Source organism: uncultured Devosia sp., from assembly GCF_913055165.1.
Classification (GTDB): Bacteria; Pseudomonadota; Alphaproteobacteria; order Rhizobiales; family Devosiaceae; genus Devosia.
In genome coordinates this window covers 16850-28940 of record NZ_CAJXJS010000045.1, presented here as the reverse complement: position 1 = coordinate 28940, position 12091 = coordinate 16850, and the positions used below count along the sequence as shown (strand labels likewise).

The 12091-nt window shown below is 60.7% G+C and carries 13 protein-coding genes; 3 read left to right on the top strand and 10 right to left on the bottom strand.

Going from position 1 to position 12091, the window contains the following annotated elements; all coding sequences use genetic code 11:
* Positions 1-376 (bottom strand): DUF1036 domain-containing protein (locus QZ564_RS13965; protein ID WP_297111052.1); only part of this gene is annotated, 376 nt, incomplete at its 3' end.
* A 293-nt stretch (positions 377-669) separates the two neighbouring features.
* On the opposite strand from QZ564_RS13965, the gene QZ564_RS13960 reads away from it, so the two are divergent.
* Positions 670-933 carry a DUF2312 domain-containing protein gene (locus tag QZ564_RS13960; RefSeq protein WP_061907597.1) on the top strand — a complete coding sequence of 88 codons (264 nt, stop codon included), beginning with the start codon at positions 670-672 and terminating at the stop codon, positions 931-933.
* Positions 934-954: 21 nt separating this feature from the next.
* Here the strand turns inward: QZ564_RS13960 and QZ564_RS13955 are convergent, their stop codons facing one another.
* Positions 955-1182, bottom strand: coding sequence for a flagellar basal body rod C-terminal domain-containing protein (locus QZ564_RS13955; protein WP_297111047.1), 228 nt, complete (start codon positions 1180-1182; stop codon positions 955-957).
* A gap of 84 nt (positions 1183-1266) precedes the next feature.
* A complete protein-coding gene (locus tag QZ564_RS13950; RefSeq protein WP_297111045.1) occupies positions 1267-1977 on the bottom strand; it encodes an aspartate/glutamate racemase family protein in 711 nt (236 codons plus the stop codon).
* Positions 1978-2123: 146 nt separating this feature from the next.
* Between QZ564_RS13950 and QZ564_RS13945 the strand changes: the two genes are divergently transcribed.
* Complete coding sequence (locus QZ564_RS13945) at positions 2124-2585, top strand: Lrp/AsnC family transcriptional regulator (RefSeq protein ID WP_297111043.1); 462 nt, start codon at positions 2124-2126, stop codon at positions 2583-2585.
* A gap of 198 nt (positions 2586-2783) precedes the next feature.
* Here the strand turns inward: QZ564_RS13945 and dxs are convergent, their stop codons facing one another.
* The 3 genes from dxs to QZ564_RS13930 all read right to left on the bottom strand — a co-directional run bounded on the left by dxs (position 2784) and on the right by QZ564_RS13930 (position 8403).
* Entirely contained in the window at positions 2784-4712 is a 1929-nt protein-coding gene (dxs, locus tag QZ564_RS13940) for a 1-deoxy-D-xylulose-5-phosphate synthase (protein WP_297111041.1), read from the bottom strand.
* Between the two features lie 145 nt (positions 4713-4857).
* Positions 4858-6423, bottom strand: a complete 1566-nt coding sequence (locus tag QZ564_RS13935) for a DUF882 domain-containing protein (RefSeq protein WP_297111039.1) — start codon at positions 6421-6423, stop codon at positions 4858-4860.
* A gap of 282 nt (positions 6424-6705) precedes the next feature.
* Positions 6706-8403: a L,D-transpeptidase family protein gene (locus tag QZ564_RS13930; RefSeq protein ID WP_297111037.1), complete on the bottom strand. Its 1698-nt coding sequence runs from the start codon at positions 8401-8403 to the stop codon at positions 6706-6708.
* Positions 8404-8939: 536 nt separating this feature from the next.
* On the opposite strand from QZ564_RS13930, the gene QZ564_RS13925 reads away from it, so the two are divergent.
* Positions 8940-9458: a nucleoside kinase gene (locus tag QZ564_RS13925; protein WP_297111035.1), complete on the top strand. Its 519-nt coding sequence runs from the start codon at positions 8940-8942 to the stop codon at positions 9456-9458.
* Positions 9459-9591: 133 nt separating this feature from the next.
* On the opposite strand, the gene QZ564_RS13920 is transcribed toward QZ564_RS13925, so the two are convergent.
* The 4 genes from QZ564_RS13920 to QZ564_RS19210 form a co-directional block, all read right to left on the bottom strand.
* The gene (locus QZ564_RS13920) at positions 9592-10323 is read right to left on the bottom strand and encodes a hypothetical protein (RefSeq protein ID WP_297111033.1); all 732 of its coding nucleotides are present in this window, start codon (positions 10321-10323) and stop codon (positions 9592-9594) included.
* A 194-nt stretch (positions 10324-10517) separates the two neighbouring features.
* Complete coding sequence (locus tag QZ564_RS13915; RefSeq protein WP_297111031.1) at positions 10518-11042, bottom strand: RES domain-containing protein; 525 nt, start codon at positions 11040-11042, stop codon at positions 10518-10520.
* Positions 11035-11406 carry a DUF2384 domain-containing protein gene (locus QZ564_RS13910; RefSeq protein WP_297111030.1) on the bottom strand — a complete coding sequence of 124 codons (372 nt, stop codon included), beginning with the start codon at positions 11404-11406 and terminating at the stop codon, positions 11035-11037. Before QZ564_RS13910 ends, QZ564_RS13915 begins: the two co-directional genes overlap by 8 nt.
* Positions 11407-11652: 246 nt before the next feature.
* Positions 11653-11958, bottom strand: coding sequence for an HNH endonuclease signature motif containing protein (locus tag QZ564_RS19210; RefSeq protein ID WP_363312198.1), 306 nt, complete (start codon positions 11956-11958; stop codon positions 11653-11655).
* Between the last annotated feature and the right edge of the window lie 133 nt (positions 11959-12091).

The window sequence follows — 12091 nt, the reverse complement described above, 5'->3', positions numbered from 1 at the left end:
CAAAGAACCCGGTGCGCTCATAGCCCCGGGCGAGGCAATCCTCAACCCCGAATATTGTGAAGGTTTCGTCACGGGTGCACATGAAAACCTGGCCGTCCCAGGCGCCCCCGCCAATGTCGTCCACCGCATAAAGGTAATAGAAGCGGCGCTGCAGATCGCCCTGATAGAGCGTCCGGCAATCGCCCGGGGGCGCCTGCCACCAGCCTTCGCTCATCCAGCCCCGTTCGGCCCGGTAGCCAAGGGCAACCGACACCAGATTGGCCGTCTCGTTACAGATCCGCAGCTCGGCCTGGGCGGGGGTAGACGCCCCCATGGCCAGGAGACCACCAAAGGCGGCAAGCAGCAGGGTTGAGCCAAGGCGGATAGTGTTCACCATTGCGCTGGAAATCACCGGAAAACGTGCCCTTCTTTGATCGTATGGGAGGGATGAGGTCAATGGCTAATGCCTCGATTTGACGGAATTGCGGGCATGTTTGTCGCCGTGATCAGAAAAGTGGCGTTCCTGCGACAATTGCCGCTTTTCTACCCCAGGGCGGCAGGGTGTGGATTGGGTCAGAAAGGGGTTGAACCGGACTTGGGCATGAGGTTCATGGGGCCGGACAATTCCCGTTTCGTTTTCCTGCCTCCGGTCTGGCGCATCGCCCCGTAGGCGCAGATTGAGGTTACCCCATGGCCGTTGAAGACAGCGTCGCGCAGGACCAGCTGCGTGCTTTCATCGAGCGTATCGAGCGCATGGAAGAAGAAAAGGCGGCGATTGCCGCCGACATCAAGGAAATCTATGCCGAGGCCAAGGGCAACGGCTTCGATACCAAGATCCTGCGCAAGATTGTGACCATCCGCAAACAGGATGCCAATGAGCGCATGGAGCAGGAAGCGCTGCTTGAGCTGTACATGTCGGCCCTTGGAATGGTCGAGGCACCACCGGAGCGCTGACCGGGCGGGAGCGCCACGGCCCTAGACCAGGATATCGAGCAGGGCCTTGGTCATGTCTGAGGCAACACTCGCCACCTTGGCTGATGCCTTGAAGTCATGCTTGGCTTGGATGACGTTCACCATCTCGATGGCGATGTCCACGTTATTGCCTTCGACGCCGATGCGCGCAATGCGGCCGGCGCTCTGCTCGAGCTGGGAACTGGCCCGGTGCATGCCGGAGGCGGCGATGGAAATGCTGGAAATGGTCATGGCGGGCCCCGCTTATGGCGTTTCCAGCAAGGCCGCAAAATTCTCAACAAAGCGTTAGGTCGGGCTGCACAAGGCCGATCAAGTTCATGCGGCCTGTGCGGCTCGACCGCCCAGCGCGAAATCCACCGCGGCATCGGCATGCAAAATTGTCGAATCATAGCCGGGCAGGGGCAGGGTAGAGGGATCGAGCAGTAGGCCGATCTCAGTGCAACCCAGGATGACGCTGTCGGCGCCTTCGGCCTTGGCCTTTTCGATCAGCGCAAGATAATCCATGCGGGCGATGTCGCAGACACTGCCCTGGCAGAGTTCATCGAAGATGACGTCATGCACGCGCTGCCGGCCCTGGGCGTCGGGCACCATGACGTCGAGCCCCAGCGCCTTCATGCGGTTGGTATAGAAGCCATGCTCCATGGTGTAGCGCGTCGCCAGGAGGAGCGGGCGTTTGCGGCCATCGGCACGCAAGACCCGGGCGGTTTCGGTGATGATATCGATCAGCGGCACGCCCACCATGGCTGCGACCGGTTCGGCGACCAGGTGCATGGTATTGGTGCAGATGAGAATGCAGTCGGCGCCGGCCTTGGCGAGACCCGCCCCGGCCTCGCCCAGCATGGCGGCGGCCAGATCCCAGCGCCCGGCCTTCTGCAGCGCTACCACTTCGGTGAAATCGAGCGAGCGTAGGGCAATGTCGGCGGAGGCGAGGCCGCCACGCAGTCGTCGCATCTGCTCATTGATGTGACGGTAGTAGACGGCGGTGGATTCCCAGCTCATGCCGCCGATCAAGCCAATGGTTTTCATCACAAGCTCCTCCAATTGCTTCGAGTGTGCCGCCGCTGGGTGGAAAAGGGCATGCAGAGTTGATCGCTGGATGAGGAAGATGCGCGTCACGGTTGCGCAAATCTTCAATTTGGCGCTAACAATCTGCACGGATGGGGAGAAGAGCGATGTTGGATGACCGGGATCGGAAGATTTTGAGCCTGTTGCAGGCCGATGCGGAGACGCCTGTGGGAGAGCTTGCGGAAAGCGTGGCCCTGTCGCCCTCGGCTTGTTCGCGCCGGATTGCCCGGCTCAAGGCGGAGGGATACATCGCGCGGACGACCGCCGAGCTGGACCGCAGCAAGATGGGTCTGCCGACGACGGTGTTCGTCATCGTGCGCACGGGCAGCCACGCCGCCGATTGGCTGGAGAAATTCCATGCCGCCGTTGCGGCCGTTCCCGAGATTGTCGAGGTGCACCGGCTCACGGGCAATTTCGACTATATCCTCAAGATCGTGCTGCCCAATGTGGAGCACTATGACGTGGTCTATAAGCAGCTCGTCTGTCGGATCGAGCTCTTCGACATGTCGGCCTATATCTCAATGGAGACGGTCAAAGCCGCCAGGGGCCTGCCGACGAACTATGCGTGACGAGTGCTGGTCATAGGCACGGGAACCGCACCCATCGTCACCACCCGGCTGGTCCGTTTGATATCGAGGCAGAATGGATTGCCGGGACAAGCCCGGCGATGACGAAGGTCGTTGGACCGGCACCGGTCCCGACAGCACACCAGCGTTGAGTTGCCCTCGGGTCGAACTCGAGGGGAACGGTGCTGGTTGATGCGCTGATCAGACCTTCGCCAAAGCCGCCTGCATGGCGGCCTGGTCGTAGCCGAGGGCAGTGAGCGCCGTCGCGACGATGCCCGAGCGGTCGAGGCCGGCGGCGGCGTACATGTCGGCCTGTGTGGAATGTTCCACGAACGTGTCGGGGATCATCAGCGGGCGGAAGCGCAGCTTGCCGTCGAGCAAGCCATTGGCAGCGAGGAAGGTCGCAACATGGCTACCAAAGCCGCCGAGCCCACCTTCTTCGGTCGTCACCAGAACATCGTGCGACCCGGCCAGCGAGGCAATCAGCTCTTCATCGAGCGGCTTCATGAAGCGGGCATCAGCAATAGTGGGGTTGAGGCCTAGTGCGGCCAGCTTGTCGGCCGCGGCCAGAACCTCGCCCATGCGGGTGCCGTAGGAGAGCAGGGCGATGGTCGAACCCTGGCGTAGTATGCGGCCCTTGCCGATGGGCAGGATTTCTCCGCGCTGGGGCATGTCGACGCCCATGCCGTCGCCGCGCGGATAGCGGAAGCTGATCGGGCCCTTGTCGTAGGCGGCGGCAGTGGCGACCATGTGCCGGAGTTCGGCCTCGTCCGCGGCGGCCATCTGCACGATGCCGGGAACAGCGCCGAGATAGGCGTTGTCGTAATTGCCGGCATGGGTGGGGCCATCGGCGCCAACATAACCGGCTCGGTCGATGGCGAAACGTACCGGCAGACCCTGTATGGCCACGTCGTGGATCACCTGGTCATAGGCGCGCTGCAGGAAGGTCGAATAGATGGCGCAGAACGGCTTCATGCCTTCGGTGGCCATGCCAGCCGCGAAGGTGACGGCGTGCTGTTCGGCGATGCCCACATCATAGATGCGGCTTGGGAACAGTTCGGCGAATTTGTCGAGCCCGGTGCCGGAGGGCATGGCGGCGGTAATGGCCACAACGCGCGGATCGGCCTCGGCTTCCTGGATCAGCGAAGACGCAAAGACCGAAGTATAGGAAGGTGCGTTGGAAGGCGCTTTGGCCTGGGCGCCGGTAATGACATTGAACTTGGAGACGCCGTGATATTTGTCGGCCGAGTTCTCGGCGGGGGCGTAGCCCTTGCCTTTCCTGGTCACGGCATGGATCAGGATCGGGCCTTCGCCGAAATCCTTGACGTTGTCGAGAATGGCCAAGAGGTCATCGAGATTGTGACCATCGATCGGGCCGACATAATAAAAGCCCAGCTCTTCGAACAGCGTGCCGCCGGTGAAGAAGGAGCGGGCGAACTCCTCGGTCCGGCGGGCCGGCTCATGCAGGAAAGGCGGTAGCTTGGAGACCACCGCCTTGGCTGCCTCGCGCGTGCCCCGATAGACCGGGCCGGAAACCAGCCGCGCCAGATAGGTGCGCAGTGCCCCGGTGGGCGGGGCGATGGACATGTCATTGTCGTTGAGAATGACGATGAGGCGCGCATCCATGGCACCAGCATTGTTCATGGCTTCGTAGGCCATGCCTGCCGACATGGCGCCATCGCCGATCACGGCGATGACATTGCGCGGCGCCTCTAGGTGCTTGCTGGCCTCGGCCATGCCGAGCCCGGCCGAAATCGAGGTGGAGGAATGGCCAGCCCCGAAGGGATCATATTCGCTTTCGGCGCGGCGGGTGAAGCCGCTCAGGCCATCCTTCTGGCGCAGGGTGCGCATGCGGTCGCGGCGGCCGGTCAGGATCTTGTGCGGATAGGCCTGGTGACCGACATCCCAAATGATGCGGTCATGTGGGGTGTCGAATACGGCATGCAGGGCCACGGTCAGTTCGACGACGCCCAGGCCTGCGCCCAGATGGCCGCCCGTGACCGAAACGGCGTCGATCATTTCGGCGCGCAGCTCGTCAGCCAGTTGCCGCAGATTCTCGCGCGGCATGGCGCGCAGATCGGCTGGCGTGTGGACGGTATCAAGCAGCGGCGTTTCGGGCTTGGTGGCCAAGCGTATCCCCGTCAAATCTCTGGTTTGTCCCTGTTTAGGCGTCGGGCCGGGGCTTGGCAATGCCACTGGCCCTTATGCGGCGAACGGTCCCCTGTTGTTGGGGACCATTCAGGCTTTTGCTGGGCAGAACGCTTGTGGGCCGGCGTCAGTTGCTGGCGAGGACGAGGGGTGCTGTGCGGGTGAAGTGGGTGTGGACTGGCGCCGGACCTTCATCGCCCACGCCCTTGACCAGCACATGCCGCCCCATCTCGGGGGTAGGATCGAAATCGGCTTCGTCGCGATCGAAGATGACGGCATACCGGTCCGAGGTCATCGCGGCAGGATCGGTAAAGATATCAGCGACATGTTCGAGGTCGGGGGCGACCAAGGCGGGCCGGCGCATGGCATTCGGGTCGGGGCGCGTCGCGACGTGCTGGGCCAGCGCTTCAGCCAGAGGCGTGGGCGCATTAGCGTCGGTAGCGCCGAAGGTGCCGCTGAACAGCCCGGTGATGTCGCCGCCTAGCGAAGCGGTCTGGATGCTTGCCGCTGGCCGCAGGGGCGGCAATATAGGCAGGCGCGTGCCCGGTGCGGGCGGATTGCCATTGCCGGTGGTGGCTGTGGTCGCATCCTGGATGATCATTTCCAGGGCCCGTTGGGCTCCCGGTTCGGCGGCCGGGGTTGCCGCGGCATAGGCGGACAGGATGTCGCTGGGCGGATCGGTCATGATCACGCGCGGCGTCGGCATGGTCGGAGCGGTGAGTGCGGCCAGGGCCGTGACCGCCGCATTTTCCCGCAGATCGGGTGGCATGCTCACCGGCAAGGCAACGGCAATTTGCGTCGTCTGTCCCATCTCCTCTGGTGTCAGCGGGGCGCTGCCATCCGTCGGGAAGGGTAAGGCCGGATCGGAGACAGAGGCGATGTCTGTCGTGCCGCCACCCAAATCGGCAGGCCGCAGAACCGGCATGACCGGAGCGACCGGCGACGAGCGCTGTGGCGAGAGCGATGCCGTCTGCACCTGCGCGGCCGGCGCCGGCGTATTGTCGTTGCCGCCGAACAGCACATCCATCAGGGTGCGGCCGCCGCCGCCTGAAGAGCTGGCGACCTGCGTGCCCGAACCCGAGCCGTTACAGGGATAGGCATGGCAGCGTTTCCATTCGGCCAGAGCGACCTGGTAGCCCTGCTGCGACAGGGGCTTGCCATCAGTGGGCAGGTGCATGGTCTTGCCGTCGGGGAAAATTTCCTTGAGCTGGGCCCGGGTCATGCGCGGCCAGGCGCGCACCGAGCCGGTGTCCAGGTGTACAAAGGGGCTGCCAGAGGTTGGATAATAGCCGACGCCGCCGACCTGTTTTTTCATGGCAACCGCCCGCAACTTCGCCAGCGGAACGCCTGGGATGAAAAAATCCATGGCGTTGCCGCGCATGTGCTGGGAGTTGTCGGCAACACCGGAGGACTTGGCGGCCAGCATCGCGTTGGTAGCTGGCGAGCGATAAGCCGAAACGATGTGCACTGGCTGGCTGCCACCCACCTCCTGGTAGACTTCCCAGACCAGGTCAAACAGCCGTGGATCCATCTTGGTCGGTTCGTTCCGCCGCCAGTCGCGCAGGAAGTGATTGAGCTCGTTCAGGCCCGATTGGACATATTGTCCATTGCGCTTGAAGACGATGCGGGCGGTTTCCTTGGTGTGGGTATAATAGAGGTAAAGCGCGCGTTCTGTGGCGGCCTGGACCGGCATCACCGGAACCAGTGCCGAAAAACACAATACCGCGGCGGCAAGAACCCGCGCGGTATGTCGCCAATTGATCAACCCCAAAACCGTCACGCCAAACTCTGCCCGGCTACTCGTCAGATATGGTGGACGTTAGCGCCCAAATCGCACGAATTGATTAACGCTAACCAGATGTGAACTGACCGTGGATCCCCTCACATCCCCGTTATTACGGGGAAAAGCAGGCACAACCAAGGCGAAATTGTAACCCAGACGTTAACGGCCACCGGCGCAACCGGTGACAAAGGGTCAGGGGGAGAGTTCTTCGGGCACCGGCTCGGCTTCGGCAATGATTGCTGGTGGCGTCTCCACATCCAGGCCCATGGCGGCAATCAGCTTTTCATGGTGGCCATAGACGTCGCCGAACGCGCGGATGGTGCCATCTTCGCCGACGCGGAGCGTGAAATAGGCCAGGTGCACGGGGATCTGCGTTTGCGGGTTCACCCAGCGCTCGGATGGACCGAACATGGATTCCAGCGAAGCGCGCGAGATATTGGGCTCATTGGCCATCAGCGCATCGGCAAATTCCATCGGGTTCTGTACGCGGACGCAGCCATGGCTGAAGGCGCGGTAGGAGCGGGCGAACAGCGACTTGGATGGAGTGTCGTGCAGATAGACGTCGTGCTTGTTGGGGAACAGGAATTTGATCTGCCCCAGGGCATTGCCGGCGCCGGGCCGCTGGCGCACGCGGAAGGGGAAATTCGACGCCGACACCTGGCTCCAATCGACCTGCCAAGGGCTGACCGGGCTGCCATTATAGAGCAGATCCATGTTGTGGCTGTCGGTATAGCCAGGATTGCGCAACACCGCCGGGGCGATTTCGCCGCGAATGATGGAGGAGGGCACGTTCCAATAGGGGTTCACCACCACGTGGCGGATGCTATCGGAGAAGATGGGGGTCTGGTTCTTGGTGGTCCCGACCACGACGCGGGTTGTATATTCTTCCTGACCATTGCGCAGGATGGAGAGGCGGAATTCGGGGATGTTCACGAAGACAGTGAAATCGCCCAACTCGGACGGCATCCAGCGCCAGCGTTCCATATTGGCGATGATGTCCTCGCGCCGGGTCGCTGCACCGCCATTGAGCGCGGCCACGGTCGCCGGGCCGATGATGCCGTCTACTTCGAGCCCCTGGCCTTCCTGGAAGGCGCGGACGGCATCAACCGTGAGTTCATCATAGAGCGTGGAGGTGGAGGCCGCCAGTTTCAGCCGGTCGCGAATGGCGGGCAGGCGCGCATCGGAGTTGCCCGGACGCAGGACCGGACCGTCGCCGATCGGGGTTGGGCGGGCGGCGTTGGTCTGTTCGAAGCCGGCAAGGGCTGCCTTGAGTGCCTGGAATTCCCGATGCTGCGGTTCGAGCTCCATCAATATCGCGGCGGGATCACTGCTCTTGGCCAGCCTTTCAAGCAGCACGGCCTCATTGATCGGCTTGCGCTTGATGTCGAGCAGAACGCTGATCGATTGAGGGTCGATACGTCCATTGTGCAGATGATCGGCATAACGCATGGTGGCCGCCGAGAAGGCCGTTTCCAATGTGGCCAGTTCGATGCCGTCACCCGAAAGGCGCGCTGCGTCGATAGCCGGTGTCAGGTAGTCTGACGGGTCGAGGCCCTCGGCGGCGGCATTCTTGAACAGCGTGATGATCTTGCTGGCGGCCGGCGAGAAGGTAATCTTGCCATTGTCCGTTTCGGACAGCCAGATCGGCTCGAAGTGCCGCTCGCCATATAGGAAATAGAGGCGCTGGGCTTCCTCGTGGGCACGAGTATCGGGGCGGGCACCATAATAGGCGGCCGACAAGCCTTCCTTGATGGTCCGCGCCAAAGCGGTTTGCGGGGGAGCAATGACCACGCGGCTGGTTTCAACGCTGGCCAATTGTTGCGCCAGGGTCGGCGGCACCGTCACAGTGGCGGCGACCAGAGCGACTAGGCTGACCAGAACCTTGTTCATTTTTGCTCCCGACAACGCAGAACTCGCGCTCGCGCTCGCGCGAATCCGCGCAGGCTCAAGCCCATCCGAAAATCTTAATACTCCGCAAACCTTAACGGGAGCAATTGCTCGCGACTTCGTGAAACAGCGCTGTGGCAGACCGGCAACGCTATACGTTTCCAAATTGCCGCGCGTTTTTTTCCATTGGTCGTGTCAAGTTAGTCGCTTGCTATGGCGCGTGAATTTGTGAAATCGCTGGGCTGAAGAGCGCTCAAGAGAGAGAAATGCGTACCGGGATGCGCGGACGTAATGCGAGCTTACAAAGGATGGCTGTCAGCCAATGTGTCCCTCAGTGTGCGTAAGGTGATGATTTGGGTTGCTAACCGATTGGATTGGCCGGCAGCGACCGGCTTGTCAGAGCGGCCAACTGCTTTGTCTGTTTAGGGGTGGGTTGCGGACTGGCGGGTTTTCACGACTTTGATTGTCGAATACCGCCGCTGTCAAAGCAATGCGGCAATCGAACCTTAGCTACTCACTACAACGATCTAGAGCGCAAAATGGCCGTCAAGAACTATCTCATCGAGGGCAGCTCAGGCTCGGGTAAGACCTCAGTAGCTACCGAATTAGAACGGCGAGGTTATCATGCTGTTCACGGGGATCGCGTGCTGGCCTATCAGGGTGATCCAGAGACAGGAGCACGTCTTGATCCACTCTTGATCGTTCAGCATCGCGGTAATCCGGAGTTCATTTCCCGGCACCACATATGGGATGTTGCCCAAGTTGAGGCGCTGATTGCAGACCAGAGCCAGCCAGCCAGTTTCTTCTGCGGCGGCTCGCGCAACTTTCATCAGTTTATTGATTTGTTCGATGCTGTTTTCGTTCTCGAGGTTGATGCGCAGACACTAAACCAACGTCTCGATGCCCGGCCAAACGAATGGGGGTCCGCACCCGCAGAACGGGCGCTGATCCTGCGGCAACTGGCGGAGCGGGAAGGCATTCCTGAGAATGCAATCAGCATCGACACCAAAGTACCCATCGCTGATGTAGTCGACGATATACTAGCGCACTGCAAGTGATGTTGGCACCTTTCAGGAAACGAAATTGCCGCTGTTAATGGCGGTTATGGGGTCGGTTTGGCTAGGCAGCCTTCGGGTTAAATCGGACGGCGATTTGGCCGCCAAACGCGATCAGGCATACACATCGCCCTACTTACGGAGGCAGGTCTGTGGTGAAGTACTGCATATAAGTCTCCCCCCGCTGCCGGCGGCTGTACCCCTCCCTAACCCTCCCCTGCAAGTCTACGTCGGTGCGTGGCAAGTCCAGAATCCAGGGAAATCGCTCAACCATGCCATCAGGTAGCGGCTTGGAGGTCGCAGTAAGCGTGAGAGAAAGCAGCGCAAAGCCTCTATCGGCGATAGCCTGAATGTCCGGCGATGTCTCTGCTGCGCCTTCGGCATGGAGTTTGCCGTCTGGGTCAACAGCCAAATTGATAAAGTTGGGTGTGCCATTCGGGTTGAAAGTCACGAATGTCAGGGAGCCTTGCGGTTCGGCAGCGCATGGTCCTGTGAAAAGAGAAAGGGCCTCTGCTAGATACTCAACCTCACGATGTTCTCGCCATGCACAGCTGATGGCGCTGTCGGTTTGAGGACGAAGAAATACATACGCCCCACTGCCAATCTTGAACTCTATTGCGTCGCCCAGAACCCAATGGTGATAGTTGATGCCAGAGTATGGCCACCCATTGTTAGTTTGCGATCTGACGCGCCAAATCGAACTGCCCGTGTATTCCTGGTTATCGATTGAGATGGTGGCCGTCGCGGCGACGGTCGCCTCTCCGTAGGGCAACAAGAGCAGGCTGCAACTGGCCACTAGATTACCCATTGCCAAGGTCGCGATAGCCATCAATGCGAGCAAGGAGATGACGTACTTAAAAACGGACATCTCCAACCCCGCGAGAGACCACACGCCACTGTTTATCTTAGTGATCGCCGGATTATACCAACGACGCTCAAGATGAGTCTTAATGACTGCTTTTAGGCCTGCTCCGGCAAGCGGGCAACGGCTGAAAAGGGGTCGGGAGCTGGCCGACAGGTTTTCAAGGCAAGCACAAGAGTCGTTCCCGGCACTTGAGGCGGTTAGGATTTTCGCCAGGATGCCGGCGATGTCGGAAGTCGACCATCCGGATCGATGATGCGAAGAGCGGGAGCATCTGGGCCATTCCATCGCCAAAGGGCGACGCAGCTCCCGCCAGGCGACATGAACGATGGATAGAATACGCCATCGAAACCGGCGCCAAACAATTTGCGATAGGCACGATGTGGTGCTGGAACGTTGCCCTTGTCGAGGTCCGACCGCCATTCAGATCGGTGAATGGCCCGGTCAAAGCCATGCTCTTCCAGGACTGCTGCATTTGTGAGATCGGCAAGCCTTGCGCCGGCGAGTTCGAGTTGGACAATCAACGCCGGGTGCTGAACGAAGCCCTGATTGTATTCGGCCCACGCGGTCGAAAGTTCTCGCGCCGCGTAAATAGTCGGCACCCCTACGGGATTCCACCGCCCGCCGAAACGGGCCGCCCCATCTCCTGACAGGGGCAGATAGGACCATTTGGGGACATATGCGCGCCAAAGGATCAGCGGACCGGCGGACTGTGCATCAGGCATAAACACCGGCTCGAACAGCCTCGAGATAAGCCAGGACCTGGTCCGCTTTGCGCTCTCCTACAAGATCGTGTGCGGTCTTGCCGGCCCAGCCTGGAATGGGCTGATGCTTGAACCAGATGGCGGCCCGGCTCTCGTCGCCCGCCATTTCCGCTGCAAGCGTCAAAATGCGCACAATCGGACTAAGCGCCGCATCCACCTTTCGCGTGGCTGACTTTGCGGTGAGGGTATTGCGCGACACACCTGCGAGCCTTGCGAGCTCAGCTTGCGTCACGCCAAGCTGTTCCGACAGACGCTGGGGCGATAGAAATCGCGATCCATCTTCCCCATAACGGGTAGCGCCTAAGTCTAACCCTTGCGGCTGCATGAAACACGCTCCGATCTCAGTTTGATCACTATCCGTCAATATGCGCCCAAAATACGCTCGCTTCAAGCACAGGACTGATATTCGTCAGGGCAGGTGCCTCTACGGTTGTTTCGTCTCACCCCGTCTAGCACCGCCACAGTGCAGCAATGCCCTAGAGCCTTTGCAGTCGGTCGAGTGAGCGCCCCTTTTCGGTCATTACGGCTCCAAGCGCGGCCTGCCAGAAGCGGACATCAGATCCTGCAGAATTCATGGCATTGTTGCCGACGCGGAAACGACCCAACGCCCCTTGGACAGTCGCTTACGAACGAGCTTTTTGTAGTCTTCCGGAGCCTGGGGCACTTTTCGCCGGTGACGCCGGTTGTTGCAGAGCCAACAAGCAGCCACGACGTTTTCGAGAACATCTTTGCCGCCATCGCATCGCGCACGAAGGTGTTCCGCGGTGCATCTGGCTGGACTTTTGTCCGAGGCTGGCAACATGGCGCAGCCACAGTACCAGCATTTTCCGCCTTGGTTGTTGCTGGCTTGATCACGCAGTTTGTTGAGCTTTGGCATGGCACTTCCGAGATCGAAGACGATCCAGAAAGTTGCCGCGACCTGCAAAGGCGCCCCTGCACTCGGCCGCTATAGACGGGCAACGGACGGGGCATATACCCGACCCTGATGTGTGCAGAGATAGAATAGCGGT

Coding starts and splice junctions, on each gene's coding strand:
- QZ564_RS13910 (WP_297111030.1), bottom strand. CDS start 11,406: ATGCAGCCGCAAGGGTTAGACTTAGGCGCTACCCGTTATGGGGAAGAT.
- QZ564_RS13920 (WP_297111033.1), bottom strand. CDS start 10,323: ATGTCCGTTTTTAAGTACGTCATCTCCTTGCTCGCATTGATGGCTATC.
- QZ564_RS13955 (WP_297111047.1), bottom strand. CDS start 1,182: ATGACCATTTCCAGCATTTCCATCGCCGCCTCCGGCATGCACCGGGCC.
- QZ564_RS13950 (WP_297111045.1), bottom strand. CDS start 1,977: ATGAAAACCATTGGCTTGATCGGCGGCATGAGCTGGGAATCCACCGCC.
- QZ564_RS13925 (WP_297111035.1), top strand. CDS start 8,940: ATGGCCGTCAAGAACTATCTCATCGAGGGCAGCTCAGGCTCGGGTAAG.
- QZ564_RS13930 (WP_297111037.1), bottom strand. CDS start 8,403: ATGAACAAGGTTCTGGTCAGCCTAGTCGCTCTGGTCGCCGCCACTGTG.
- QZ564_RS13960 (WP_061907597.1), top strand. CDS start 670: ATGGCCGTTGAAGACAGCGTCGCGCAGGACCAGCTGCGTGCTTTCATC.
- QZ564_RS13945 (WP_297111043.1), top strand. CDS start 2,124: ATGTTGGATGACCGGGATCGGAAGATTTTGAGCCTGTTGCAGGCCGAT.
- QZ564_RS13935 (WP_297111039.1), bottom strand. CDS start 6,423: ATGCCGGTCCAGGCCGCCACAGAACGCGCGCTTTACCTCTATTATACC.
- QZ564_RS19210 (WP_363312198.1), bottom strand. CDS start 11,958: ATGCCAAAGCTCAACAAACTGCGTGATCAAGCCAGCAACAACCAAGGC.
- QZ564_RS13915 (WP_297111031.1), bottom strand. CDS start 11,042: ATGCCTGATGCACAGTCCGCCGGTCCGCTGATCCTTTGGCGCGCATAT.